Source organism: Lentibacillus salinarum, assembly GCF_042679865.1.
Classification (GTDB): Bacteria; Bacillota; Bacilli; order Bacillales; family Amphibacillaceae; genus Lentibacillus; species Lentibacillus salinarum.
Genome location: NZ_JBHTNH010000023.1, coordinates 77,061 through 103,199, shown reverse-complemented (window position 1 = coordinate 103,199; position 26,139 = coordinate 77,061). Strand labels below are relative to the sequence as shown.

At 43.9% G+C, this 26,139-nt stretch carries 24 protein-coding genes; 7 read left to right on the top strand and 17 right to left on the bottom strand.

The annotated features are described in order from the left end of the window. Positions 1–4: 4 nt before the first annotated feature. From ACFQ4A_RS10725 to ACFQ4A_RS10695, 7 genes are all read right to left on the bottom strand, one after another. Positions 5–874: a carbohydrate ABC transporter permease gene (locus ACFQ4A_RS10725; protein ID WP_382400407.1), complete on the bottom strand. Its 870-nt coding sequence runs from the start codon at positions 872–874 to the stop codon at positions 5–7. 13 nt (positions 875–887) lie between these two features. Beyond that, positions 888–1,757, bottom strand: coding sequence for a carbohydrate ABC transporter permease (locus tag ACFQ4A_RS10720; RefSeq protein WP_382400405.1), 870 nt, complete (start codon positions 1,755–1,757; stop codon positions 888–890). Positions 1,758–1,891: 134 nt separating this feature from the next. Next, positions 1,892–3,196: an ABC transporter substrate-binding protein gene (locus tag ACFQ4A_RS10715; protein ID WP_382400403.1), complete on the bottom strand. Its 1,305-nt coding sequence runs from the start codon at positions 3,194–3,196 to the stop codon at positions 1,892–1,894. A 75-nt stretch (positions 3,197–3,271) separates the two neighbouring features. Next, the gene (locus ACFQ4A_RS10710) at positions 3,272–4,420 is read right to left on the bottom strand and encodes an exo-beta-N-acetylmuramidase NamZ family protein (RefSeq protein ID WP_382400401.1); all 1,149 of its coding nucleotides are present in this window, start codon (positions 4,418–4,420) and stop codon (positions 3,272–3,274) included. A 27-nt stretch (positions 4,421–4,447) separates the two neighbouring features. Beyond that, positions 4,448–5,560: a serine hydrolase domain-containing protein gene (locus tag ACFQ4A_RS10705; RefSeq protein ID WP_382400399.1), complete on the bottom strand. Its 1,113-nt coding sequence runs from the start codon at positions 5,558–5,560 to the stop codon at positions 4,448–4,450. A 255-nt stretch (positions 5,561–5,815) separates the two neighbouring features. Next, positions 5,816–6,676 carry a MurR/RpiR family transcriptional regulator gene (locus tag ACFQ4A_RS10700; RefSeq protein WP_382400397.1) on the bottom strand — a complete coding sequence of 287 codons (861 nt, stop codon included), beginning with the start codon at positions 6,674–6,676 and terminating at the stop codon, positions 5,816–5,818. A 16-nt stretch (positions 6,677–6,692) separates the two neighbouring features. Further along, on the bottom strand, positions 6,693–7,658 hold the full coding sequence (locus tag ACFQ4A_RS10695) for an N-acetylglucosamine kinase (RefSeq protein WP_382400395.1): 966 nt from the start codon (positions 7,656–7,658) through the stop codon (positions 6,693–6,695). A 283-nt stretch (positions 7,659–7,941) separates the two neighbouring features. Here ACFQ4A_RS10695 and ACFQ4A_RS10690 point away from each other — a divergent pair, with 283 nt between their 5' ends. Beyond that, positions 7,942–8,520, top strand: coding sequence for a Uma2 family endonuclease (locus tag ACFQ4A_RS10690; protein WP_382400393.1), 579 nt, complete (start codon positions 7,942–7,944; stop codon positions 8,518–8,520). Positions 8,521–8,708: 188 nt separating this feature from the next. Further along, entirely contained in the window at positions 8,709–8,948 is a 240-nt protein-coding gene (locus tag ACFQ4A_RS10685) for a thioredoxin family protein (protein WP_382400391.1), read from the top strand. 42 nt (positions 8,949–8,990) lie between these two features. On the opposite strand, the gene ACFQ4A_RS10680 is transcribed toward ACFQ4A_RS10685, so the two are convergent. Beyond that, positions 8,991–9,884 carry a LysR family transcriptional regulator gene (locus tag ACFQ4A_RS10680; RefSeq protein WP_382400389.1) on the bottom strand — a complete coding sequence of 298 codons (894 nt, stop codon included), beginning with the start codon at positions 9,882–9,884 and terminating at the stop codon, positions 8,991–8,993. Between the two features lie 172 nt (positions 9,885–10,056). Here ACFQ4A_RS10680 and ACFQ4A_RS10675 point away from each other — a divergent pair, with 172 nt between their 5' ends. From ACFQ4A_RS10675 to ACFQ4A_RS10665, 3 genes are all read left to right on the top strand, one after another. Beyond that, a complete protein-coding gene (locus ACFQ4A_RS10675) occupies positions 10,057–12,105 on the top strand; it encodes a thioredoxin domain-containing protein (RefSeq protein WP_382400387.1) in 2,049 nt (682 codons plus the stop codon). A gap of 101 nt (positions 12,106–12,206) precedes the next feature. After that, entirely contained in the window at positions 12,207–12,344 is a 138-nt protein-coding gene (locus ACFQ4A_RS10670) for a hypothetical protein (protein WP_382400385.1), read from the top strand. A gap of 59 nt (positions 12,345–12,403) precedes the next feature. Next, a complete protein-coding gene (locus ACFQ4A_RS10665) occupies positions 12,404–13,030 on the top strand; it encodes a hypothetical protein (RefSeq protein WP_382400383.1) in 627 nt (208 codons plus the stop codon). 105 nt (positions 13,031–13,135) lie between these two features. On the opposite strand, the gene ACFQ4A_RS10660 is transcribed toward ACFQ4A_RS10665, so the two are convergent. From ACFQ4A_RS10660 to ACFQ4A_RS10640, 5 genes are all read right to left on the bottom strand, one after another. Further along, positions 13,136–13,375 carry an indolepyruvate ferredoxin oxidoreductase subunit alpha gene (locus tag ACFQ4A_RS10660; protein ID WP_382400381.1) on the bottom strand — a complete coding sequence of 80 codons (240 nt, stop codon included), beginning with the start codon at positions 13,373–13,375 and terminating at the stop codon, positions 13,136–13,138. 75 nt (positions 13,376–13,450) lie between these two features. Continuing rightward, positions 13,451–13,765, bottom strand: a complete 315-nt coding sequence (locus ACFQ4A_RS10655; protein ID WP_382400379.1) for a CHY zinc finger protein — start codon at positions 13,763–13,765, stop codon at positions 13,451–13,453. Between the two features lie 120 nt (positions 13,766–13,885). Further along, complete coding sequence (locus ACFQ4A_RS10650) at positions 13,886–15,358, bottom strand: Na+/H+ antiporter NhaC family protein (protein ID WP_382400377.1); 1,473 nt, start codon at positions 15,356–15,358, stop codon at positions 13,886–13,888. Between the two features lie 118 nt (positions 15,359–15,476). Beyond that, on the bottom strand, positions 15,477–17,000 hold the full coding sequence (locus ACFQ4A_RS10645; RefSeq protein ID WP_382400375.1) for an AbgT family transporter: 1,524 nt from the start codon (positions 16,998–17,000) through the stop codon (positions 15,477–15,479). A 186-nt stretch (positions 17,001–17,186) separates the two neighbouring features. Beyond that, a complete protein-coding gene (locus ACFQ4A_RS10640; protein ID WP_382400373.1) occupies positions 17,187–19,343 on the bottom strand; it encodes a DNA topoisomerase III in 2,157 nt (718 codons plus the stop codon). 122 nt (positions 19,344–19,465) lie between these two features. Here ACFQ4A_RS10640 and ytaF point away from each other — a divergent pair, with 122 nt between their 5' ends. Further along, the gene (gene ytaF / locus ACFQ4A_RS10635; protein ID WP_382400371.1) at positions 19,466–20,095 is read left to right on the top strand and encodes a sporulation membrane protein YtaF; all 630 of its coding nucleotides are present in this window, start codon (positions 19,466–19,468) and stop codon (positions 20,093–20,095) included. Between the two features lie 191 nt (positions 20,096–20,286). On the opposite strand, the gene ACFQ4A_RS10630 is transcribed toward ytaF, so the two are convergent. Beyond that, on the bottom strand, positions 20,287–21,183 hold the full coding sequence (locus ACFQ4A_RS10630) for an AEC family transporter (RefSeq protein ID WP_382400369.1): 897 nt from the start codon (positions 21,181–21,183) through the stop codon (positions 20,287–20,289). Between the two features lie 756 nt (positions 21,184–21,939). Beyond that, positions 21,940–22,215 carry a hypothetical protein gene (locus ACFQ4A_RS10625; protein WP_382400367.1) on the bottom strand — a complete coding sequence of 92 codons (276 nt, stop codon included), beginning with the start codon at positions 22,213–22,215 and terminating at the stop codon, positions 21,940–21,942. 137 nt (positions 22,216–22,352) lie between these two features. On the opposite strand from ACFQ4A_RS10625, the gene ACFQ4A_RS10620 reads away from it, so the two are divergent. After that, positions 22,353–24,038, top strand: coding sequence for a M3 family oligoendopeptidase (locus tag ACFQ4A_RS10620; protein WP_382400365.1), 1,686 nt, complete (start codon positions 22,353–22,355; stop codon positions 24,036–24,038). 65 nt (positions 24,039–24,103) lie between these two features. Here ACFQ4A_RS10620 and ACFQ4A_RS10615 read toward each other — a convergent pair whose 3' ends face one another. Both ACFQ4A_RS10615 and ACFQ4A_RS10610 read right to left on the bottom strand, forming a co-directional pair. Continuing rightward, on the bottom strand, positions 24,104–25,660 hold the full coding sequence (locus ACFQ4A_RS10615) for a Na+/H+ antiporter NhaC family protein (protein WP_382400363.1): 1,557 nt from the start codon (positions 25,658–25,660) through the stop codon (positions 24,104–24,106). A gap of 211 nt (positions 25,661–25,871) precedes the next feature. Next, entirely contained in the window at positions 25,872–26,069 is a 198-nt protein-coding gene (locus ACFQ4A_RS10610; protein WP_382400361.1) for a small, acid-soluble spore protein, alpha/beta type, read from the bottom strand. Positions 26,070–26,139: the final 70 nt, after the last annotated feature.

Here is a 26,139-nt window from a genome sequence, read left to right as displayed (position 1 = left end):
TCGTTTATCCCTTGACAGCACCCCGCATAACACCCGAAATGAAGTGCCTTTGGAGAATCAAAAAGAAAATGATGATCGGTGCCATCGATATAATGGCCCCAGCTGCAATTAAACGCCAATCTGACGTGAATGTACCAGAAAGCATGTTTAATCCAAGTGGAAGTGTGAACATCTCCTGATCACTGACAATAATCAATGGCCAGAGGAAGTCACCCCATGCCGAAATAAACGTAAAGATAACCAGTGTAATGATCGAAGGCTTCACAAGCGGCATCAGTATCCTTAACCAAATTTGGAAACTGTTCGCGCCATCCATTCTTGCTGACTCATCCAATTCTTTCGGGATGACCGTAAATGCCTGTCGCATTAAAAATACACCAAACGCTGTTGTAATATGCGGCAAAATCATACCAGCATATGTATTGCTTAGTCCAAGATTCAACGACATGATATAGATTGGTATCATTAAGAGCTGGAATGGTATCATCATGGTGCTCAAGATTAATATAAAGATCACATTTTTACCCTTGAAATTCATTCGCGCCAATGGGTATGCGGCAAGTGAACAAAATAACACATTAAAAAACACAGTGAATACTGTAACAACAACACTATTAAACAAATAACGCCAAAACGGGAAGGTATCCATCACTTTAACAAAGTTCGTAAACGTCAGTTGTTCGGGTATCAATTTAGGCGGGTACTGAAATATATTTTCACCACCGGATTTAAGCGCTGTGGATACGAGCCACAAGAAAGGCCCAAGCATAAACAAAGTGAGTAGAATCAAAAGAATATAGGTTAATATTTTTTTAGTGATACCAATCAGCCTGTTACGTAATGTTTTGGGATCATTCACAGATGTTAAAGCCACTTATTTTACCTCCTCACGTAAGATTTCCACTTTTACCCATAAACTTAATGTTGATAATTGATAGGACCAAAGTCAAAAGGAACAGTATCACTCCGGATGCACTGGCATATCCCATATTCAGATTGGCGAAAGCCTCGTTATAAATGAAAAAGACCAGAGTTTCGGAGCTGTGGAGGGGGCCACCACCTGTCATCACGTATATCTCCTCGAAGACTTTCATCGCAGAGATTGATGACATTATTGAAACCAGTAATATAAATGGCATTAACATTGGGATTGTTATACGTGTTATTTGCTGCCACCAGTTTGCACCATCAATTCTCGCTGCCTCATAAAGGTCAGAAGGGATGGACTGCAAACCAGCCAGGTAAATAATCATATAGTATCCTAAACCTTTCCAAACTGTCACAACCATCACAGCCAGTAAAGCTGTGCTTGTTGATGTTAACCAGCCAACCGGTTCACTGATAATGCCTGCGAGTTCCAACGCATAATTCAACAAGCCATGTTCTTTATACACCCAGTCCCATGCGATACCTGCCACAACCAATGATGTCACAACAGGCACAAAGAAGGCAGAACGGAAAAAACCTATACCCTTTATTTTCTGGTTCACCAAAACAGCCAGAAAAATCGGTAAAATAACAAGAGCGGGCACAACACCAATTAAATATATAAACGTGTTCATCAGCGTTTGCCAAAATAAATCATCCTTAAATAAGGCTTCATAATTTTCAAAACCAATGAATTCAGCATCCTGAATCATGTTATATTCAGTAAGACTTAACCATATCGCCTGTATCATAGGATAAAAAATAAATGCTCCCAGGATGATGGAACCGGGGATTAAAAACAAGTAAGGTGTTAATTTCTGTCTGTTCATCCAATATCCTCCTATTTTCAGGAGATCCAATATATGTCGCTTCTTCTCCGGTAATCGTTTAAACGTTAAATAATGACTGTTTTTCAAATGAAAGGAAAGGGGTAAACACCCCTTATCCTTTTGCCTTACGATCACTATTCAGCTGCGATAGCGTTCCATTCTTCTTCAGCCTGTGTCAGCGCCTCTTCAGGCGTCATTTCACCCATCATTGCGCGCGAAAATGCATCGTGCATGACTGTTTGCAAATCATTGAAATTGTCCATTGGTGGAACTAACAGCTCCGCATCCGGCAATTGCTCTGCAGAGGTAATTCTGACCTGATCAATTGGATCTGCATCATCAGGCAGCTCTGTAAAGTAAGGGTCTTCCAACGCTTCTTTTGAAGAAGGCAAAATAGGCGTCAGCTTAGCAAATTCAACCTGATTTTCTGCGTTTGTAATGAATAGCGCAAAATCAACTGCAGCTTCCTGGTATTCACTCTGTTCAGGCACAACCAAATTTTGTACTGTCATGTTTTTCTTACCGGAGTCACCTGTAATCGCTGTTGAAGGCACAGTGTTTTCATAAATCTCGGGCGCATTTTCCTCAATCTCAGCTATGAAAAAGTTAACGCCAAATGCGACTTCTCCTGACTGATAAAAATTCGTACCTTCCCGCTGATCGCCTGTTAAAGACTCATCAGGAATCAAATCATTTTCATACAACTCAGTGAAATATTCCAATACTTCAACGCCATCCTCTGTATTAAAAGCGGCTGTTCCATCTTCGTTCATCAATGATACACCCATCAATTCCATATGCTGTAATGGAAGTGAAAGGTCCAACGATGGGAAGTAACCATATTTACCGGTTTCTTCTTTAATGGTTTCGGCATACTCTTTTGCTTCTTCATATGTTTCCGGCGGCTGTTCCACATCTAATCCAGCTTCATCATAAATCTCAGCATTGTTCAATGTGACGGCTGTATCCAAATACCAAGGAACACCAAACGTTTCCCCTTCCAATTGATTCGCTTCCCAGGCCCCATCGAGATAACGGCCTCTTTCCTCATCTGTAACCGCCTCATCCATGTTTACTGTCGCATCCAACTCTGCCAGACTGCCCCCAAATGCCGGATTTAAGTTCACAACATCCGGTGCGTTATCAGCACTTACATCTGCCAGGATTTTCTGCTCCAGATCAGCTGCCGGTACATCCAGCCAATTAATCGTTATGTTTGGGTTTTCTTCCTCGAAATCAGATATCATGCCTTCAATATAATCCGTGAATGTTGGCTGTAATTGCATCGTCCAGAATTCAAGTGTTATTTCTTCGTCTTCTCCACCTTCTCCGCCTTCATCTCCTTCAGCTTCTGACGTATCAGAAGAATCACTGCAAGCGGATACAACCATCATAATCATGACCAAAAAAGCCACGAAAAGCAGTTTTTTTCTGTTCATTATACTCTCCCCCAATGAATGATTTTTGTGAGCCAAAACCGGAAAAACCCTTAGTTTATACCATCACCACCCCCTTTATGGATAGAGTAAATACGGTTTTCTGCGTTCAATGAATTCTGCCGCATACGCCCCCCATTCCGCGCTGATTTCTGAAACTGGCCGGCCCCTGGTTAAATCATGACGGTATTTTGCACTCCCCCACAGCAAATCAATAAAAAGATTGCTTTCAGACTCAATCCATTCAAAGTGGTCCGGATACAAAGCCCATGTTTGATTGATGATGTGGAGGCCTGTTGTTGTGGGAATAAAACGTTTGTGATCCGTTATATGGACTTCAACGCCTTCAATCACCTCACCCTGATATTTTGAGAGCGCAGGTTTAAACATAATCGGCCGGAACATCACACCAGGGAGATCCAATTCATTCAACACATCAGCCCACTTCTCACCGTTAATCCATGGCGCACCAATCCAGCTAAAAGGCATCGTGGTCCCTCTTCCTTCCGACATATTGGTTCCTTCGATAAACGCTGTACCAGGATAAAGAAGGGACGTTTTAAAATCGGGAATATTTGGTGATGGCGGCACCCAATTAAGATCTGTATCTAAAAAAAGGCAGTCTCTGTTCCATCCCTCTAACTTAACAATGTGAATGATCACATTAAGATCCCTTTCATGTTTATATAAAACAGCAAGCTCACCGATTGTCATGCCATGCCGGATAGGCAAATCATATGCACCGACAAATGAACGATAGCGACTTTCAACGCCCGACCCTTCTACTACTGTTCCACCGAGCGGATTGGGACGATCTAATATAACAAGCGGGATACCTGCCTGTCCGGCAGCTTCCATTACACGGAACATCGTCGAAATATATGTGTAAAACCTGACACCAACGTCCTGAATTTCGAGGATTAAAACGTCGATACCTTCTAATAAACTTGGATTCATATACGTCGTTTGGCCATATAAGCTTACGATTTCGATACCAGTTTTTCGGTCCACTTCGTCTGTCATAGACTCTCCGGCTTTACCAACGCCGTAAAAACCGTGCTCGGGTGCAAACAATTTTTTCACGTTTACACCCTTTTCAATTAATCGGTCGATTGTTCTTTCAAACGATGTATTTATGCCAGTATAATTGGTCACCATTCCAACCCGGGCATTCTGTAACAATGAATGATATGGTTCAGTGAATAAGTTTTCATTTCCCAGTCTCATGATTGGTATATCTCTCCTCCCAGAGGCTTAATCGATGGCGCTTGCCATAACAGCATTATGAAACACCCTTCTTAACCTGAAAATAGAATGATCCCTCCCCAGGTGAACCCTGTTCGTCAATAAAACAACAAACAAATCTTTTTCAGGGTCTATCCATAAACTTGTTCCTGTAAATCCGGTGTGACCGTACGAGTATTGGGAAAAAAGATCCCCGGATGCATCTAATGTGTCGCCTTTTAAAACCCACCCAAGACCTCTGTTTCCGTTCAGTAATAGTGTATAATTTCTAATCGAATTCTCAACGGTTACAGGTGAGAAAATTAACGCATCTCCCAATTCACCTTGATTGAGCCACATTTGTGCGTATCGGGCTAAATCACCAACTGTGGAGAATAGACCGGCATGGCCGCTTATACCTCCAAAAGCATACGCTTTTTCATCATGAACCTCTCCCCATTGATAGCGCTTAAGATCCCTGCGATACTCTGTAGCAGCGATTCGGCTTTTCAAATGGTCAGGGGGATTAAAATAGGTATCTACCATTCCTAATGGATGCAAAATATAGGCTTCCGCAGCTTTATCCAATGGCTGGTTTAAAATACGCTCAATAATGTCGCCTAATATAATAAAACCTAGATCACTATACACGACCCATTTCCCGGGATAATGATCCAATTCCTGTGAATAAATATATGCTTTAGCTTCCTCGGGCTTCCAGTTTGTAAAATCGTTACGGATATGCGGTTTCAAACCAGATGTATGCGTTAACAAATGTCTTATTGTAACGTGCGATTTAGCTCCCTTATGAAAGGCAGGAACATAAGTAGAGACAGGTTCATCCAGTTCGATTAAGCCTTGTTCCATAAGCCGCAAAACCAATGGCAGGGTTATAACCACTTTCGTTAAGGATGCGCAATCAAAGATCGTATCTTGATTTACCGGGGTGTTCACAGTTTCATCAATCATAATGCTTCCACCTGCAAAACTGCCGGCAATCAGGTCTTTTTTGCCAACAACAGCTGCAGCTCCAGGAATCCTTTTCGCCTCTATTTCACGTGATAAAATAGTGAAAGCGTTCTTCAGTCTTTCTTCATCCATACCCGCTTTATGTGATGAGATCCGGATTTCCTGCTGCTTCATAAGAACACCCTTCTTCATAACAATACGCTTTTCCATTTCAGCTGGCTAATCGTTGACGCCTATGAAACTATTAGGGAGAGGTCCAGTTTTAATGGGTCATCAGTCGTTACCAATCCCATGCATCATTAATGCCGTATTAACGCTATATAAAAAAGCGCTTTCAATTAGTTTTATTATAGGCCGATTGAACTAATTTGTCAATCATATTTTAAAAGCTCGTAATATAATTTCAATCAAAGCAAAAAAAGTAAAACCTTATGAATCCACATTTAATAAAGCGATCGCTTTCCGGGTTTCATCCAAGTATTGAATGGTTTCATCATACTCCACCGAGGCCAGACACATGAATAAAATATCGATGACATGCAGCTGTGCAATTCTTGAAGATGTAGCTCCACTTCGAAAGGTTGCCTCTTTAGCAGCAGATGTATGCAGCTGAATATCAGAGAATTGACTCAAAAGCGCGCTTCCATATTTCGTAATACTAATTGTCGTTACTTCTTTTTGTTTGGCTATCTTTAATAACTTACTCGTTTCCTCCGTACTACCTGAAAAAGAGATCCCGACTACTACATCACCCTGCCCCTTATTCGCGATTGAAGTGGCAGCCATATGTGCATCTGAAAATGAATATGCATTCTTATTGATCCGGATGAACTTTTGCTCAGCATCACTGGCAGCAATATACGATGCACCAACCCCAAAGAAGATAATTGATTTAGCATTTGATAAAGCAGTCACTGCGTTTTCCAGCTGCTTTTCACTCATAATATCAACCGTTTCCTTTAATGTTTGAATCGTATTTGATGTCACTTTATCAATAATGTTTCGGTAACCTTCGTTCGGTTCAATATCGCGGTATTCGTTACTGGATTCTGCCTGGAGATCTCCGGTAACCCTGATTTTCAACTCCTGAAATCCGCTGAATCCCAACGATTTGCATAAACGAATGACTGCTGCGCTACTTGTTTCACTCTTTTCCCCGAGACTTAATGCTGTTAAAAGAATCGATTCTTCAGGATTGTTCAAAATATACTCGGCGATTTTCCGCTCTGAAGGTGGTAGACGATTAACCATTTCCTTTAAAATAATGAGCCCGCCTTTTGTATGTGACAAATGTATCACCTCTTCTTCAGATTGTTTTGATGATAGTGTTAATCACTGTATTATCAAAAGCTCTATCCTGCATTAAATAGGCTCCTATAATTGAACCACCCACAGGAGGCATCTTGGGTAACATAACGTTAATAGCAGTATAAGTTTGTAATTCCGTTTTTATCAGCTTCGGTAATATGCTCGTTTCATTGAATACGCCACCACATAAAACAACCTCTGTCTTTTCACCCGGTTCAAAGAGCTTTTCATATAATGTGCCAATACTTAGACACATCTCTTCTGCTGCCTGCTGTAATATCATTTTTGCGGATGGGTCCTCTCGTTTATAAGCGTCAAAGACAATTTCAGTAATTGGTGAGATTTTATTTTTTGGGACTGAGGCTGTATAAATTTTCTGTATCAGTGATTGGGCATTGGTCACTTCAAAGTGAGAATAGATCATCGGAAGCAGCACCGTTTCAGGACCACGTCCATCAACTGATTTTAGCGCGTGAATGATGCCTTGTCTGCCAATATCATAACCGCTTCCTTCATCGCCGAATAAATAACCCCATCCACCAGCCCGTTCATGTTTTAAATGACGATTAACGCCATACGTAATCGATCCTGTACCGGAAATTTGTACAATGCCGGGGTCACCATATGTGCCGGAATATAATGCATTGACTGTATCGGCTTCAATACGAATCGGTATCCCATCTGGAAGACATGATGCCATGATATCTCTTAAGGTCGTTTTATTTGTTTCATTACCTGCACCGGAAACCCCTGCGAAAACAAATTGAATATATTTCATGGGTATGTTTGAAGACTTTTCTAGCGAATTAAATAAAGCTTCCAGTGTATGTCTGAGTTTTTGTTTTGAAACAATATTCGGATTTGTTGAACCGGTCGAATTGGCAGCTATAACCTTTCCGTTCATATCCGCTATGACAGCTTTTGTTTTCGTCCCGCCCCCATCGATCCCAATGACATAACTCATATTCAAATCATCCTTTTCCCCGAAACGTTCCTTACTACTATCCACAATATAGAATTTTATGTTAATAAACAAGCGTTATTTTAAAATTGTATTTCATTTTTTGGTCAAAAGCAGCTCATATTAAAATGGGTTTTAGGAATTAATGGGGTAGTTCTCCAATGTAATAGCATTTGTCGAATAATCGCAAAGTGACAGTCTGATCCGGAAAATTAAGTTCCTGTTCTTTCATGGTAATTTTTTTCGAATAATGCGATAATAGAATAGATAGAAAGGAGTGAATGTCATGTATGAAAAAAAGCGGCCTAAAAAGCCTGTCATTAACGAACCAGGGTGGACTGTCGATGATTATTACCAACTGCCGGAAGATAACAACCAATATGAAATTGTTAATGGCATACTTGAGTTGAAACCATCACCAACGACAACACACCAGCGGATCAGTCAACGTCTGGAAAAAGCTTTAATCGATTCATGTGAAAACGAGTATATCATCATCGACTCGCCGATTGATGTCATTCTATCCGACATCGAAACACGTCAGCCGGATATTTTGATGATTCATCGCAGCCGGGAACATATTATTGAAGAACATGCCATCGTCGGTCCACCCGATTTAGTGGTTGAAATCCTCTCTCCTAACAGTGCAAACCGGGATCGGATTATGAAAAAGGAAAGCTATGCCTTGTTCGGCGTTCCTGAGTATTTGATCGTGGACTACAACAACGAGACAATCGAGCAATACGTTCTGAAATCGGGCAGTCGGCAGTATGAGCTGATTAATGTTTTTGAAGCCGACGATACCGTCAATTCAGACCGGATTCCGTGTGTTTCATTTATGGTGAAGGACGGAGTAAAGCTCTAACCTCCCAGATGTTTATCCCTGTCAATGCGAGAATAACCATTACGGCATGGTGGCTTTCTGCCTTTTAAAAATCTGCTAATCTATTTTCCATAGCTACAGCCTATCATAACGATCGAAAATCACTAATTGATAATGCTCCCTATACGCTTTATGGTAGAGATAAGTCATTATTAAAGGAGGTCATACTGTTGAGTAAAGCAACTTTTTATCATGCAGGCTGTCCGGTGTGTCAGGATGCAGAGAAAAATATGCTAGGATTTTTAGACCAATCAAAGGTGGATGTGGAAATCGTTGACTTTAACGATGATTCTTCACGTGTCAGTGAAGCGGAATCTGCCGGAGTGAAATCCGTTCCTGCATTAGTTTTAGATGGACAACCCTACCACATCAATTACGGTGCAAGTATGGAGGACGTGAAGAACGGCTAATTCACAAAATGAGAGGCATCATGATGATGCTCTCTCATTTTTTTATTTTACTAATAGGCCACTTGTTTCCGTCACCTGATCAATAAAAGCTCGTGTTGCCGTACACATAAATTTGTCTTTTCTGTAGACGAACCCAATCTTTCTTTCCATCGTCGGGTTAATCAGCTTGACGTTTGCAATTTTAGGACTCCTTAACGTGTCAAGATATGGCGCCGGCAGAATGGTGACACCGATTCCTTCAGAAACCATTTGGGTCAATGATTCCAGCGTCGTCATTTCAAGGGTCGGCCTTAGTATCATCCCGATCTCAGCACAATACGAGTCAATAAGCTGTCTCAGAAAGTAATTTTCAGGCAGCAAAACGGCCGGTACATGCTCGAGTGTTTCCATTTCAACCGCTTCTGCACCTGCAAGTGGATGATTTGCTGGAACAGCCAATGAAAGCTCTTCCGTAAATAATGGAATCGATGCCAATTCTGCATCTTCTACCGGCAAGAATGAAATTCCAAGGTCCAAGCCATTTTCAAGCAGACCCGTTTTAATATCACCTGTTCTTAACCCATATACCGATAAACCAATATTCGGGTACAGCTGCTTAAATGTTGATATGGCGGACGGCAGCAGATAGCTGACACATGTCATAAGTGAGCCAATTGTGAGTTTTCCCGTCTGCAGGCCATTTAAATCCCTTAGGGCAGCCTGGGCCTGTTCGATTTCATAAAACACACGCCTGCTGTGATGCAGCAATATTTTGCCTGCTTCTGTCAGGGCTGTTTTTTTGCCGATACGATCAAATAGCGGAATGCCCACCTCATCTTCCAAAATTCTAATTTGCTGGCTCAACGTTGGCTGGGCGATATTTAACTTTTCGGCAGCCCTTGAAAAATGCAGTTCCTTGCTGACCGCTATAAAATATTCAAGTTGTCTCAGCTCCATCTCATCCTTATCCTTTCAATTGATAGATTTTGACTATAATTATGATCTGAATCATACAATTATACAATCGTTATGCCTTATCATTGTACAAGTAGAATGGTCTTTTGTTTGTTATTTCCGTATTGCTTTGGATAAACTGTATACAAATCCCTAATAAAGAAGGTGTTACCGTATGACATCAAATATAAATGAACCGAATCGGTTAATCGATGAAAAATCCCCCTATCTTCAGCAGCATGCTTACAATCCGGTTGACTGGTATCCGTGGGGGGATGGGGCGTTTGAAAAAGCACAGCAGGAGGACAAACCGATTTTCCTTTCTATTGGCTACTCCACCTGCCATTGGTGTCATGTCTTCGCGCATGAATCATTTGAAGATGAAGACATCGCATCTTATTTAAATGACCATTATATAGCCATTAAAGTCGACCGTGAAGAACGTCCAGATATTGATTCCGTTTATATGAAAGTATGCCAGATGATGACCGGTCACGGCGGCTGGCCGCTCTCCATCTTTATGACGCCTGAAAAAGTTCCGTTTTATGCCGGTACTTATTTCCCAAGGGAAAGCAAATACGGCATGCCTGGTTTCATGGAAGTCATCACACAACTGTACCAAAAATATAAAGAAGATCCTGAGCAAATTGCGCAAGTGACCAAAAGTGTCACCGATGCACTGGAGAAGACAGTCACGGCCAAGAGCGAGAATCGGCTGACGAAAGAAATGGCCGATGAAGCCTTTCAGCAGCTCGGCAAGCGATACGATATCACAAATGGCGGGTTTGGCGACGCACCAAAATTCCCCACACCACAAAATCTGCTGTTTTTGCTTAGATACTACCATTTCACCGGTGAGACCGCTGCATTAGAAATGGCAGAAAGCACCCTGAAAAAGATGGCTAACGGTGGGATCTATGACCATGTTGGCTTCGGATTTGCCCGCTATTCGACTGATGAAGAATGGCTCGTTCCGCACTTTGAAAAAATGCTTTACGATAATGCCCTGCTGCTGATGGCCTATACCGAATGTTACCAGATCACCAAAAAGTCGTTCTATAAAACGATAAGCGAGCAAATTATCGAATTTGTCATGCGCGAAATGCGCAGTTCAGAAGGCGGATTCTACTCGGCGATTGACGCAGACTCGGAAGGCGTTGAGGGTAAGTACTATATTTGGAATTATGATGAAATAATGAATGTACTCGGCGACGAACGTGGTGATTTATATGCATCGGTTTATGACATCTCTCCTGAGGGCAACTTTGAAGGGAAAAACATCCCGAATCTGCTGACCACAAACTTGGACCAGGCTGCAAGCGACAACCATATGACACTGACTGAGCTGAAACAGGAACTGGATGCATCACGAAAGCAACTGCTTGCCGCACGTGAAGAACGGATTTATCCGCATGTGGACGATAAAATCTTAACGTCCTGGAATGCCATGATGATGGCAGCACTTGCCAAGGCCGGAAAAGTTTTTAATGAACCGGATTACACGGATGCTGCCAAGACCACAGCTACGTTTATTGAGGAAAACCTCATGCAGGACAGCCGCGTCATGGCACGCTACCGTGATGGTAATGTCAAACATAACGGATACCTGGATGATTATGCCTTTTTAATATGGGCTTACGCTGAACTATATGAAGCAACATTTTCGCTGCATTACTTGACAATGGCACGCAGCTTGACCAATGACATGATTGATTTGTTCTGGGATACGGACCAGGGTGGTTTCTTTTTCAATGGTCATGACAGTGAAGAACTCCTGTCGCGGGAAAAAGACGTTTATGATGGCGCTCTTCCGTCAGGTAATGGTGTCGCGGCTGTTATGCTCGCCAAAATGGGCTATCTCACCGGCGAAACAGCCTATCTTGATAAACTCGACGACATGTACTATACCTTTTACGATGCGATTAAACGCGTTCCTGAAGCCGGTATCCATTTTGTTCAAAGCCTGCTTCTAATGGAAAACCCGACCAAAGAAGTCGTTGTGATTGGTGGCGAAGACCCGTTTACAACTGAGCTCCAGCAGGCATTTTTGCCTGATGTGACACTCCTTGCCAGTGATCAACCGGAGGCACTAGCTGAAGCAGCCCCATTCACAGCTGATTACAAACAGATCGATACCGATACAACCATTTACGTGTGTGAAAACTTTGCCTGCCACCAGCCGACAACCGATACGGAAAAAGCATGGCAGCTGATCCGCCGCTGATGCCTTAGGCTAAGCGGCCTTTCTTTTAATAAAGGGGAAGGCTTAAAACAAGGTGATCGTATGATATAATAGGTGTGATTATCATACAAAGGAGCATTGGCATGCGCAAAATCAAAATGAATGTCCAGACGATGTACCACGGTGACCTGCTTCGCGCCGGCAAAGTCTATCAAGTGGAAGATTCAACCGCTGAACGCTGGATTAAAAGCAAGATTGCGGAAAAAGCCGAAAACGAATAGATATTCTATAGCATTCTATTAATAGAAAAGGTATACTAGGCGAAAAGGAGGTGAAACAAATGGATGAACAACGCCTAGAGCGCATGGAGGACATGCTTTCCCAGTTAATCGCAATGGTTGGGAGCATGCGGACTGAACAGACAGAAATGAAAGAGAAAATTACCCATATGGAAACAGGCCAAGCTGGTATGAAAGAGGTACAGGCCGCCATGAAAGAAGAACAAACCGTCATGAAAAATGAGCAGGCTGCCATGAAAGAAGAACAAACCGCCATGAAAAATGAGCAGTCTGCCATGAAAGAAGAACAAACCGCCATGAAAAACGAGCAGACTGCCATGAAAGAAGAACAAACCGCCATGAAAAATGAGCAGACTGCCATGAAAGAAGAACAAACCGCCATGAAAAATGAGCAGACTGCCATGAAAGAAGAACAAACCGTCATGAAAAATGAGCAGACTGCCATAAAAGAAGATCTGGCGCAAATCAAGAAAGATCAGGCTGCCACGAAAGAAGAGCAAGCTGCTATAAGGGAGCAACAAACCACCATGAGCACAGAAAGCGACAAACGTCACCGGGAAATTATGGATGAATTCAAAATACTGCGTGCAGACCAGGATCATATCTGGGAGAAAACAGTAAAAAACGAACGGAACATCAACCAATTGAAGCATCAGTTAGCAAATTAATCCCTCAGTTTATGCCCCAAGAACGACAACATGGCCTTTCCTGTAACAAAAAACCCCTGTACCATGTCCCCAAACGACACGTACAAGGGTTTTTTACCGAAAACGTCACTTGTTCGCAAAAAATTCCTCAGCCTCTTCAAGATATTTTTCCTGTTCCGGTTCCAGATCATATTCTTCCACGATAGCATCAACCGGGCATACCGATTTACACGCAGCACAGTCAATACAAACATCCGGATCTATGTAAAATTGTTCCGGTCCTTCCTCAATACAGTCTACGGGACAAACCGTCACACATTCACCTGACTTTTCACCGCGGCATGGGTCTAATATCACAAATGCCACAATTGTAACCTCCTTCCAACTATACATTTATGATACATGATTTCTGGGGAACTCGTAAACAGTTCCGATCCACTATCATTTTTTTGCGAAATAGAGGTGGCTATGTAACGCACACCCCGGATTAAAAGCTGCATCACAGGAAGGACAGCTGTAACCGCTTGCTAAATAATCGTTAATTGACAACGTTGCTTTACAATGACCACATAAAATCGCTTGATCATGAAATTTATCCCGCGGCCATACTTTTACCTGACCACACCCATATTGCGCATGACACTGATAGCAGGAAAAATACGCCCCACAGCATTTAAATTTAATGGCGATTCTGTCATTCGGGCTGTGATAGTGTTCACAGCGTGTTTCATCATCGATGGCTCCGATTATTTTCATCTTATCCTCACTCCTGACAAAGATTGTCGCTGACATGGTCCGGCATCTAATTTTTTTCCTATCCGGATTTTTACATGTGAAATGGAGACCTTCCTGAGAAGATCTCCATTCAAGAATCAATTAATCACGTGGTTTTTCTTTCAATTCCTCACCATTTTTGCCTTCATAGCGCAATCCCCAGCCGGTCAGGGCGGCAATCAGCATAATGATGAACAAAAACCACCCCTGAAAAACAAATGGGAACACGGCAGTTGGTTCAACGATCGGCAGCCAGTCATACTGTCCCTGCATCGTCTGGATCGTCGACCAGCCCAATAAGACCGGGGCTCCCCACGGAAAAATATAGCCTAATGCCGATGTTACCGCATCAAGCATGTTCGCCATCCGATAGCGGTGTATTTTATATCTGGAGCCAATCTCCTTAACAAATGGCGCGGCTGCAATTTCTGCTGCCGTATTAATGGTGATCGAACTGTTTAATAACGAAACAATAGCCCAGATTGACACTTCAGCTTTACGGACGGACTGTTTGATCCACTTGACAAGCCCGCTGGTGATGGACGCCATTGTCCCACCTAATCGCAACAAGTGGGCAGCACCTACAATCAGGAGGATCAGAATCGCCATATTAAAATACCCGGTTATCCCCTCGATCAGGGCACCTTCCACAACCATTTCCGAATCCGGATTGAAACTTAAAATATCGCCGGGCGCACCCAGTCCAAGCAGCACAATAATCGGGACAGCTGCAATGATACCCCATGTTAAAGATGTAAGCAGATGATGCCCGGATAAAGCAAGGATAAGAACGAACGCAAACGGAACGAGCATCAATAAACCGCTGGGATTGACAGATTCGATCACAGAACTGACAGCTGTCTGATCAGCCTGTGAGCTGCCGCCACCCCCGAAAACAGCGAACAAAATAAAAGCCGGTACAGCGGCCACGATTGAATATTTAAAACGGCTGCGAACGACCCCTGGCACATCAGCATCCTGGGTTGTCGCAGACACAATCGTCGTATCTGACACAGGTGCCAGGTTATCACCAAACACAGCCCCGGCCAAAATACCTGCAAACATGAATGTCGGATCAGCCCCAACTGCAATGCCCGCTGGATACATTAATGTACAAAAAGCGACCGTGGTTCCGTAGCCGGTGCCGACTGCAGTGGAAAACGTTGCCGCCAGCAGAAAGGATAATGCCACGAACATACCACCTTCAACACCTGTAACCGAACCAACCCAAACGAGCCCTTCGACAAGACCGCCTACCTGCAGGACTTGTGCAAACATTCCCGCATAAAACCATGCCACCATCGCAATGACACCGACAGGCTGGGCAAGACCATCGAACAGTCCCTGGGCGTAATCGGCCCATTTACTTTTACACAGCAGCAACCCAAGTGTCAGACCAATGATGGCCCCCATGACAAGCGCAACTTCAGATGATAAATCAAGCATACTGATGGTGATCGCCCAAACGACAAAAAATAGTAACGGTACCGCTGCCCCAAACGGTCCAAATATGAAATCTAACGTTTGAATCTTTTTATCACCTGTTGTCCTTTCCAGTGCTTCATTTTCCGACATTTGCCTCTTCCTCCCCCTTGGCTAGTCTGTTCAATTATTAGCCTCGAAACGATAATAATCTCTTTACAGTTTATCATAGGATTCAAAAACGATGAAGGACTGGATTACTTTTTATCTATTAAACATGCATGCCAACACCCGGACCAAATGGAATACCCAGTAATACGAATGCCAGGAACAAAAGGATCCAGACAACCAGAAAGACCATGCTGTACGGTAGCATAAGAGCCATTAATGTACCGATTCCCGCTTTATGATCATATTCCTTCATAAAGGCAAGCACAATAACAAAGTACGGATTCATCGGTGTTACAATATTCGTCGATGAGTCGGCTACACGATAGGCAGCCTGAATAAAAGCGGGGTGGTAGTCCAAAAAATAAAACATCTTCAGAAACACCGGCGCTTCAAGCCCCCACTGCGCTGCACCACTATACACAACCAAGTTCAAAATGGCTGTCAGTAATATAAACAGAACAACAACGCTGATGCCCGTCATATTCACAGATTCCAGGAATGAGGCACCGGTCACTGCCAGCCATGAGCCGATGTTGGTCCATTCAAAATAGGCAATGAACTGTGACACCGCAAAAATAAGTACGATGAAGCCGGACATATCTTTCATGGCTTCGCCCATATATTTGGCAATCGACCGAGAGTTCTCAATTTTATTCAATGTTACCCCATATGCAACCCCAATCGTAATGAAAAACAGCATAATGACTGGTACAATGCCCGAAATAAAAGGCGATGGAATCATGCCCCCTTCTTCATTACGCAACGGGGAATCCGGCCAGACGAGAACGAGAACCAAAAGGGCAATGTAGGAAACAGCAGCTAAAGCAGCATTCCACAGGCCTTTCTTTTCCTGTGACGTTGTCTCCGCAAATTCTTTCGTCAGCCCGCCTTCGTATTGGCCCAGTCTCGGTTCGACAATTTTTTCTGTGACTAATCCGCCGGCAACTGTTAGAAAAAGCGTCGAAACAAGCATAAAATACCAATTATCAACTGGCGTGACTGTTGCCGCCCCTTCAATGGTCTGCATCACTTCGGTTGATATACCGGATAAAACAGCATCCGTATTGGCGACAATGATATTGGCCGTAAAACCGGCTCCAACACCGGCAAAACCGGCGGCCAGTCCTGCCAGCGGATGTCTGCCAACGTTATAAAACACCATGGCTGCCAGTGGCGGAACAATCACAAACGCTGCATCTGCAGCAAGATTACCGAGTATTCCCGTAAAGATGACAGCATACGTCACCAAGGCCTTTGGTGCACGGAGGATCGTGTTTTTGATAAATGTTTCAAGCAGGCCGACTTTATTCGCAAGTCCAACACCAAGCATCATTGTCAGCACAATGCCAAGCGGCGCAAAGCCGACAAAGTTTTCAATGACAGAAGTCACCATGAACTGCAGCCCTTCAGCTGATAATAGGTTTTTAACCGATATCTGGTCAGCACTGCCAGGCTCGCTGAACGTGACATCAAATAACGAAATGAATCCGGATAGTAGTACAACCAATATGGCAAGGGTGACAAACAGCATAAATGGATCAGGCAATTTGTTCCCGATGCGTTCGATAGCATTCAAAAATCGGGTGAACCCTATATTATTATGCTGATCCGTCTTATTTGTCATGACAGGCCCTCCTTTCCTAATGCGTTTTATAAGATCAGTGATTTATATTTCAATACATTAACATAATTATTCCTATAATACTAGTATACTTAAATTGTTTTTCTCTAATTTGCAGTGAGCCACTAGCAGCTAAAACGCAAAAAACCGCTATAAAAAGGACCCCCGTGCCAGGGATCCTGAGCCAATCTATTCTTTTAACTTGGACAGCGCCTCTGCCAATGCGTTATTTTTAAAGCCGTCATCTTGATTTTTCAAGTATTGATTGACGTCTTTTTTGGAGACCTTCTGATTTTTTGCCTGTTCTTTCCGTTTATTAAAATCCGACAGTTTTTCGCGGAAACCACATTGACAGGTAAATGTTTTCCCGTCACCTTCACCACGCAGTTCCATCCGTTTGTGGCAATTCGGGCATCTTGCATTTGTCCGTTTGAAAATATTCTTCTTGTAACCGCATGATCGGTCCTGACAGACGAGCATTTTACCATTTTTATTATCGATTTCCATCATGAGTTTGCCGCAGTCCGGGCATTTGCTTCCGGTCAGATTATCATGTTTAAACGTCTCATCACTCGTTTTAATCTGCTGGACGACTTCTTTTGTATACCCTTTAATATCATTGATAAAATGCTTCTTATTCAATTTACCTTCTGCTATCTGGCTGAGTTTGGTTTCCCATTCAGCGGTAAGTGCCGGTGAACGCAGCTCCTCCGGCACCAGCTCGAGCAGCTGCCGGCCTTTCGAAGTCGTGTAAATATATTTCCCGCGCAGTTCCATCAGCTGGCTGTTGAACAGTTTTTCAATGATATCAGCCCGTGTGGCAACCGTGCCGATCCCACCGGTTTTACTGATTGTTTTAGCCAGATGCTTTTCATCCTGGCTCATGTAGCGTACCGGATTTTCCATCGCTTGCAGGAGTGCTCCCTCGGTAAAACGTTCCGGTGGCTTCGTTTCGCCGGTTGTCATGGTTATGTTGATATCAGCTAGCGTCGCACCCTGCTGGACATCTGGCAGCTGACCCCCGGCTTCACCACTATCATTATATATCGCTTTCCAGCCTTGTTTTCTGACATTGTTACCTTTTGCGGTAAAGCGTTCATTGCCAATCTGCGCTTCAATGGTTAGCTGCTCATACTCATACGGTTCGGACAGAACAGCCAAAAACCGTTTGACAACAAGATCATAGATTTTTCGTTCCTGACTGGTCAAATCAGCCAGCATAGGTGGTTCCTCTGTCGGGATGATCGCGTGGTGGTCGGACACCTTGGCATTGTCAACGACCGATTTGGGGAGTTTCCAATCCTTGTTGATCAATTGGCCCGCCACACGCTTATAGTCATCGACGTTAACGGCCTTCACCCGGTCTTTCAATGTTGGGACAATATCTGACGACAGGTAGCGTGAGTCAGTCCGTGGATACGTCAGGACTTTATGCTGTTCATACAGTTTTTGCATCAGTGACAGGGTCTGTTTACCGGAAAATCCGAAAATACGGTTCGCCACCCGCTGCAGTTCTGTCAGATCATACAGCTGCGGTGCGTGTTTTTTCTTATGCGATTTATCCACATTGACAATTTTGCCGGATTTATTTTTTAACCCGTCACGCAATTTTGCGGCTTTCTCTTTGGAAAAGAGCCGGCTGTTGTTTTGGCCGTCCTGCCAGGTGAGCGTCAGGCCGGTTTTCGTCCTCGCCTCCAAGCCGTAAAATGGCTGCGGCCGGAAGTCGTTGATTTCTTTTTCGCGTGCCCGCACCATTGCAAGCGTCGGTGTCTGCACGCGCCCGGTCGACAGTTGGGCATTGAATTTTGTCGTGAGCGCACGGGTCGCATTCAGCCCGACATACCAATCCGCTTCCGAACGCGCCACGGCCGATGCATAGAGGTTTTCGTACTGTTTGCCTGGCTTCAGATGTTTAAAACCATCACGGATCGCCTTATCCGTGACCGAGGAAATCCACAGTCGCTTCACAGGCTTGTTAACACGTGCCTTGTCAATAATCCAGCGGGCAACCAATTCCCCTTCACGTCCGGCGTCGGTTGCGATCACGATATCACCGGCGTCCTGGCGGTTCAGCTGTGTTTTAACCGTGTTAAACTGTTTGCCGGATTTTTTAATGACCACCAATTTTAACTGGTTTGGTAGCATTGGCAGATCATCCAAGCGCCATGTTTTCCATTTATCCTCATACATCTCAGGGTCGGCAAGGGTAACGAGATGCCCCAGCGCCCATGTCACAATATATTTTGATCCTTCCATATAGCCATTGCCTTTTTTGTTGCAGTTCAGCACGCGGGCAATATCCCGGCCGACAGAAGGCTTTTCAGCTAATACAACTGTTTTGCTCATGTCATAAATCCTCTCTTTAAAAACGGTTTGATGCTACTTTAACACAAATTTTGTGCTGTGTGCGTTTTTCACACACCGGTTTCTTTTTCAATACACTATGGTATACCAATGCAGAAAGGAAAATGATACCGATGCTTTACTATACCGGTTTAATCCTCTTAATTACCGGCGTCAGTATCGATGGATTCGGTGTCGGCATGTCATATGGAATGCGGCGTGTCCACGTGCCGCTTGCAGCATTGGGCATTATTATGTTCTGTTCCGGCTTGATCGTTTATCTATCGATGACAATCGGGAATGTGATTAAAACGTTTATCACCCCTGGTCTGACCGACAATATCGGCGGCATTATCCTGCTGCTGATCGGTTTGTATTGCTTATATAATGTCGTCCGTTCCAAACAGGACGCCCCTTTTAAAAAGCTTTCGGATGAGGAAAAATGGCATCATTTCAAAACGGTAATCAAAGAACCTCAACGAGCCGATTTGGACCAATCTGGCAGTATTTCGGCGATGGAAGCGGTGTTTCTGGGATTCGCATTGGCCATTGACGCATTTGGTGCGGGATTGGGCGCTGCTATGCTCGGTTATTCACCCTTTTTAACCGCCTTTGCCATCGCATTGATGAGCGGATTGTTTGTCTGGTGTGGTGTCCGGCTGGGGATTTTTCTGTCAGCAAAAAAATGGCTGCAGCAACTGACATTACTGCCCCCATTTTTACTCATGATTCTTGGCGTTTTAAATATGATTTAGGGCTTCAAGTACACGTTTTTCGTTAAAATAGCACCTACATTTAAGCGCATTAAAGCATCGAAACAATCCAACCAACGACGACGATCGCACCAATGATCATTAAAATAGTCCGAAGCATTTGCTTCGCCCTTTCGGAAATACTGTATATCAATCAAGTACCCCAATAGGTAAACTGAGAAACATCATTCCTATTACGTGATAACATTCAATAGAACCGTCACAGTAATAATGCTGGCAAGGGTCGTGACAAGCGTGATACTGGAAACAAGATCAGGTTCGGAATCAAATTCGATCGCATACATGGTCGTCGTAGCCGCGCTCGGCATGGCCGCTACAATGACAAGAACAGCGCTGATGACCGGATCAACCGGTACTAACCAAATAAATAAAAAGGCAAGCAAAGGCGACAGAATCATCCGGGTTCCCGCTGCTGACAAAATAACCTGCCAGTTGAATGACAGAGATGTAATTGATGCCAGCTGCATCCCTAATATAACCATCATCAGTGGAATAGCTGCATCACTTAACATCGTCAGGGTCGAATAAACCGATTCAGGGATGTTAAGTGATAAAGCCTGAAATCCGACCCCCAGAACAGCCGCATATGTTGCCGGCATTTTAAACACGCTTTTGCATGCCCGCAAAAAACCGCTCGCGCTGCGTGAAGCATAATAAACGCCAAACACGTTCATGATCAGTGTTTGAAGGACCATTAGAAAAATAGCGTACGGCATGGCCGCTTCACCAATACTGAACAAAATAACCGGCACGCCATAATTGCCACCATTCATGAACGCGGTCGTCAAAATCGCCCCGCTTTCCACTGAACCCGGCCATTTGAAAATACGTGCAAACAGTTTAACCATCACGATCATGGCTAATAAGAGCGAGAAGGCAAATATAACAATGATGGTGTATCCCTGGTTAAAGCTAGCTTCATATAATGTTGTGAAAATGAGTGCAGGCAGGAAGATATAAATCGATGCCGCTGCGAGTGACTTCACATCAAGAATTCGGATCCGCTGCAATAAAAATCCTGCCCCAAATACAGCCATAATCGGCAACACAACTTGAAAAAGCACATTCATCCTAACATCCCCTATTCAGCCAATCTTGTATTAGTCTATCATCCGAATTTTCAGCTTGCCAGTCTTCAGCGTGTTGGCTTCCCGAATTCATTTATTGGCCCCCGTTAGCCACATCGGTCCCCGCTCAAGTGGGTATTTTTGTTTTTTTCACAAAAAGTATTGACATTAATCAAATTCTATGAGATTATTAATTGATTGACAAATGAAGTAGCAAGTAAGTTGTCATTTTCTGGCATTCTACTTGTTCGTTTTTGAGGACACTTATTCACACTGGCGCGGCTTCGGGGTCGCAAGGATGTCAGAGCAGGAAGGGCTGACATTGCTTAAGTTTAGAAAACACCAGTGGAACATAGACCGCGGTAAAAGAACCCCTGTAAATGACGACTTTCCATCGAAAAGTTCGGGATCATGAAAAAATGAAAGCTTATGCGTTACTTTGAAATCAAAGGGGTACCCTGCGCTTAATCGTAAGGGTGCCCCTTTTCCAATACATATTAGGATACCATTCATTTTCCAGATGGCGTTTCCAGTTAAAGTCCAAATCTCCCGGGCCTCTGCTGAAATTTCATCCCTTCTGCTGAAAGAAAAAACGCTGATGCGTCTTTACAGATGCCAGAAGTTAGAAGTCGGATTGGAAGAAATCGGCGAATGAGCTGATTTCGGTATTGAAAACGTCATCCAAAATGTTATACGTTTCTTACAAAAAAATATCTGCCTTTTCCCATCAGGCAGATATTTGTTCAAACAACCCTTCACTTACGCATGTCTGTACGTTTCAACAAGTGATGTCACGATGAACCCGATTGCAGAAGCAAACAGACTGGCACCGCCCCATCCGCCAAAGCCGAGTCCAATCATTTCAATTTTGGCAAAGGATGAAATGGTCACCATGAGGATCCCGGCAACAAATGCGACAGCTGCAGGTATATAAATGCCATAGCCACTGTCAGAAGATGCCAAGGTGACAATCATATTAATAATCATAATGACAACCAGTAACGAAATGCCCATAACTAAGGCCAAATTAAACACGCAATCACCTCATCATATCTTGAATTTAACTATATACCAGTTTATCGATACGCTAAGCTAAAGTCAATTTAATACTTAGCTAAACAGGATTTTACCAAAAAATGTCGAATACTTCACGATGAAGGAGGCATAAACCAATGCAAACGTTCGACGATTATACTTACACACGGCCGGACATTCAGCAGGAAAAAGAACGATTCAACATATTATTGCAGGCATTTACGAATGCTGCCACAGTCGAACAGCAAAATGAAGCCATCGCCGACATTAATGCCTTTCGCAGTCGGTTGTCAACACTGGAAAATCTGGTTTACATCCGTGCGTCGATTGATACAAACGATACGTACTATCAAACCGAACGGGAATACTTTGACGACATCGGACCGGAAATCCAGGCAATGAACATAACCTTTTACAAAGCATTGATCGCATCCCCCTTTCGTGATGAACTGGAAAACAAATGGGGCAGGCAATTATTCCAAATTGCCGAGCATGAAATCAAAACGTTTTCACCAGAAGTCATGCCGTTATTGCAAAAAGAAAATAAGCTGGCAACTGCGTATTCCAAGCTTGTCGCATCGGCTCAGGTGGCCTTCGAGGGTGAAACATATACACTGGCACAGCTCGGGCCGTTCACCCAGCATAAGGACCGTACGACACGAAAAGCAGCCGTGGAAGCAAGTACTGGATTTTTTGCCGCGAATGCAGAGAAGTTCGATGATATTTATGATCAGCTTGTCAAAACCCGCCATGAAATCGCCACAACATTAGGCTATGACAATTTTGTCGAGCTCGGCTATTTGCGGATGCAGCGTGTTGACTACGATGCTGATATGGTCGCCAATTTCCGGAAACAGGTGCGCGAATCCATTGTCCCGATTGTTACGGATCTTTATGAAAAACAGGCAGAGCGCATTGGTGTAGACAAACTTAAATACCATGATGAAAACGTTGAATTCCCGGACGGTAATGCCACACCAAAAGGGCCACCTGAGTGGATCATCGAAAACGGCCAAAAAATGTATGCGGAACTGTCACTTGAAACGAACGAATTTTTTCAGTTTATGCTCGACCGCAACCTGATGGATCTGGAAGCCAAGAAAGGGAAAGAAGCCGGCGGGTACTGTACATTTATTGAGGATTACGCGTCACCATTCATTTTTTCCAATTTCAATGGCACATCCGGTGACATTGATGTGCTGACACACGAAGCAGGACATGCGTTCCAGTTTTATTCCAGCCGTAATATTGGTATTCCGGAATATGTCATTCCAACAAGTGAAGCAGCGGAAATTCACTCGATGAGCATGGAGTTTTTCACCTGGCCATGGATGGAACAATTTTTTAAAGAAGAAACGGCTAAATATAAATATGCCCATTTGGCAGATGGCCTGCAATTCCTCCCATATGGCGTTGCGGTTGATGCGTTTCAGCATCTCGTCTATGAACATCCGGACTGGACACCGGATGAACGAAAAGCAGCATGGAGGCAGCTTGAGGAAACGTATCTGCCGCATCGGGATTACGATGGGAATGCGTATCTCGAAGCTGGCGGATTCTGGCAGCGTCAGGGGCATATTTATGAAGTCCCATTTTATTATATCGATTACACACTAGCCCAAATTTGTGCCTTCCAATTCTGGAAACGATCACGGGAAGAGCCTGAAGCGGCATGGGAAGACTATTTGCATTTGTGCCAGCTCGGCGGATCGAAATCATTTCTCGGACTGGTTGAAGCGGCCAATCTAAAATCACCATTCGACGAAGGCACCGTGGAATCAGTTGTTGCGCCTATCAGAGTATGGCTGAAAAACAACGGCTAATCAAAAACGGACTGCTCACGATGGCAGTCCGTTTTTCTGTGTGCAGGCGTTCAACTAACTCATGTCTATCGAACGCTTACCTCATATTCTTTCGGGGTTGGTTTGCCCCATACCTTATTCAGGATATATGTCAGGATAATCAGAACAACGGCACCAATGATGATAGCCACTACGGCGGAATCCGTCAAACCGGCCGTGAAAAAAGCGGCAACCCCGCTGATACCAGCCGTGACGGCATACGGTATCTGCGTATTGACATGGTCAACATGGTCACATGACGACCCCGCTGAAGATAGAATCGTCGTGTCGGAAATCGGTGAACAATGGTCGCCAAAAATGCCACCACTGAAAACAGCTGCAATGGCTAAATACATGGATATATCCATTGAAACAGCAAGCGGCATAGCTATTGGAATCATAATGGCAAACGTTCCATAAGAAGAGCCCGTCGTGAACGCCACGATCGCACCGATAAAGAACAGCAGTACCGGAATAGCTGCCGGTGACGTCGTCTGTTCAGCAAAATGAACAATATATTCAGCCGTCCCGAGTTCGGTGGTTACACTGCCAATCGACCATGCCAGTGCCAAAATAATGTATACAAGCACCATACTTCGGAAGCCGCTGACAATGAGGGACATGGCTTCTTTGAAGGAATATAGATTCTGTTGCATCCCCATCAGCATTGCGACAACACCGGCCACGAAAGCTGCGATCAGGATTGAGGTTGCACCATCGGCTTCCCCAAACGCCGTCACAAAATCCTGTTCCGGATAACCGCCGGTCCACAGGAATAATGGCGGAATCATGACAATGAGCACAACCAGCGGGACAATCATATTCCGCATCTTAGGCGTATAGCCCTCCGCGATTTCTACGTCCAGCATTTCGTCGTCGGATGGCGGCTCTGCATCATCACGCAGTAATTTGCCTGTCTTTCTCGCACGGTATTCGGCTTCTGCCATTGGCCCAAAGTCCCATCTCGTGAAAATGATAATGGCGACAAGAATAAGGGCCAAAATGGAATAAAAATTAAATGGAATCGTAAAGATATATGTCATGTATTCGGACTCAGTTATGCCTAACTCTGTATATTGTGCCCCAATTAATCCCATCACAAAGACAACCCAAGTGGAAACCGGTCCCAACAGACTGATCGGTGCAGAGGTTGAATCAATAACATACGCTAGTTTCTCACGGGAAACACGCATCTTATCCGTCACCGAGCGCATGACACTTCCAACCGTGAGTGCATTAAAATAATCATCGAAAAAAATAATAAGCCCGAATAGCATCGTTGAACCTTGCGTCCCTCTTGCTGTTTTAACCCTGTTGGAAATGGCATTGGCAATCGCATGTGCACCGCCCGTTTTTTGCAGAAACGCAATCAGCACACCGAAAAGCCCACAATAAATCAGCACCGTGGCACTCCATGGATCGCCTACACTCGGAATAATAAAATCACTGAAACTGGCATACAGCCCCATAAACGGGTTCCAACCATACATCATCGTCGCACCCAGCCAGACGCCGGCAAACAATGCAGGTATCACATTACGTGTGATGAGCGCCAGCACAATGGCGATGACCGGAGGAAGAAGTGATAATAGACCAAACTCCATTTGTGTATCTCCTCTCAATAAATAGATAATTCCCACTATTATTATATTTCAATTAAGAACTGAAAATTCCTGCTACATTATAGCCGTTTTTCAGGATGTTTACAAATACAAAAATCCCTCCATTATTTGCCGGAAGACTGAAAGGAAATGGTCAATTAGAAAGGCAGACCCGGACTTATCCGAGTCTGCCTTGTTGCATGTCCGCTAACAATTATTTGTTGTTCCGGTGCATGCTTTGTTCGGCGCTTTTGATCATACGTTTGACCATTTCGCCTCCCACCGAGCCGTTTTCACGTGCAGTTGTATCCGCTCCGGGCTGGACTCCAAATTCCTGAGCAATTTCCTGTTTCATGTTTTCCATTGCATCCTCTGCGCCAGGTATCAGCAAATCATTTTTATTGCCTGCCACAACTGATCACTCCTCGTGGGAATTCGAACAGACATTAATGTTGCCTGTTCGGGATTAGTGTTTGTTGGCG

What these genes read in the sequence shown, in the direction of transcription:
- ACFQ4A_RS10720 (WP_382400405.1), bottom strand. Translation starts at nt 1,757, where the DNA reads ATGAACAGACAGAAATTAACACCTTACTTGTTTTTAATCCCCGGTTCC.
- ACFQ4A_RS10715 (WP_382400403.1), bottom strand. Translation starts at nt 3,196, where the DNA reads ATGAACAGAAAAAAACTGCTTTTCGTGGCTTTTTTGGTCATGATTATG.
- ACFQ4A_RS10710 (WP_382400401.1), bottom strand. Translation starts at nt 4,420, where the DNA reads ATGAGACTGGGAAATGAAAACTTATTCACTGAACCATATCATTCATTG.
- ACFQ4A_RS10705 (WP_382400399.1), bottom strand. Translation starts at nt 5,560, where the DNA reads ATGAAGCAGCAGGAAATCCGGATCTCATCACATAAAGCGGGTATGGAT.
- ACFQ4A_RS10695 (WP_382400395.1), bottom strand. Translation starts at nt 7,658, where the DNA reads ATGAGTTATGTCATTGGGATCGATGGGGGCGGGACGAAAACAAAAGCT.
- ACFQ4A_RS10690 (WP_382400393.1), top strand. Translation starts at nt 7,942, where the DNA reads ATGTATGAAAAAAAGCGGCCTAAAAAGCCTGTCATTAACGAACCAGGG.
- ACFQ4A_RS10680 (WP_382400389.1), bottom strand. Translation starts at nt 9,884, where the DNA reads ATGGAGCTGAGACAACTTGAATATTTTATAGCGGTCAGCAAGGAACTG.
- ACFQ4A_RS10675 (WP_382400387.1), top strand. Translation starts at nt 10,057, where the DNA reads ATGACATCAAATATAAATGAACCGAATCGGTTAATCGATGAAAAATCC.
- ACFQ4A_RS10670 (WP_382400385.1), top strand. Translation starts at nt 12,207, where the DNA reads ATGCGCAAAATCAAAATGAATGTCCAGACGATGTACCACGGTGACCTG.
- ACFQ4A_RS10665 (WP_382400383.1), top strand. Translation starts at nt 12,404, where the DNA reads ATGGATGAACAACGCCTAGAGCGCATGGAGGACATGCTTTCCCAGTTA.
- ACFQ4A_RS10655 (WP_382400379.1), bottom strand. Translation starts at nt 13,765, where the DNA reads ATGAAAATAATCGGAGCCATCGATGATGAAACACGCTGTGAACACTAT.
- ACFQ4A_RS10650 (WP_382400377.1), bottom strand. Translation starts at nt 15,358, where the DNA reads ATGTCGGAAAATGAAGCACTGGAAAGGACAACAGGTGATAAAAAGATT.
- ACFQ4A_RS10645 (WP_382400375.1), bottom strand. Translation starts at nt 17,000, where the DNA reads ATGACAAATAAGACGGATCAGCATAATAATATAGGGTTCACCCGATTT.
- ACFQ4A_RS10640 (WP_382400373.1), bottom strand. Translation starts at nt 19,343, where the DNA reads ATGAGCAAAACAGTTGTATTAGCTGAAAAGCCTTCTGTCGGCCGGGAT.
- ytaF (WP_382400371.1), top strand. Translation starts at nt 19,466, where the DNA reads ATGATACCGATGCTTTACTATACCGGTTTAATCCTCTTAATTACCGGC.
- ACFQ4A_RS10630 (WP_382400369.1), bottom strand. Translation starts at nt 21,183, where the DNA reads ATGAATGTGCTTTTTCAAGTTGTGTTGCCGATTATGGCTGTATTTGGG.
- ACFQ4A_RS10620 (WP_382400365.1), top strand. Translation starts at nt 22,353, where the DNA reads ATGCAAACGTTCGACGATTATACTTACACACGGCCGGACATTCAGCAG.
- ACFQ4A_RS10615 (WP_382400363.1), bottom strand. Translation starts at nt 25,660, where the DNA reads ATGGAGTTTGGTCTATTATCACTTCTTCCTCCGGTCATCGCCATTGTG.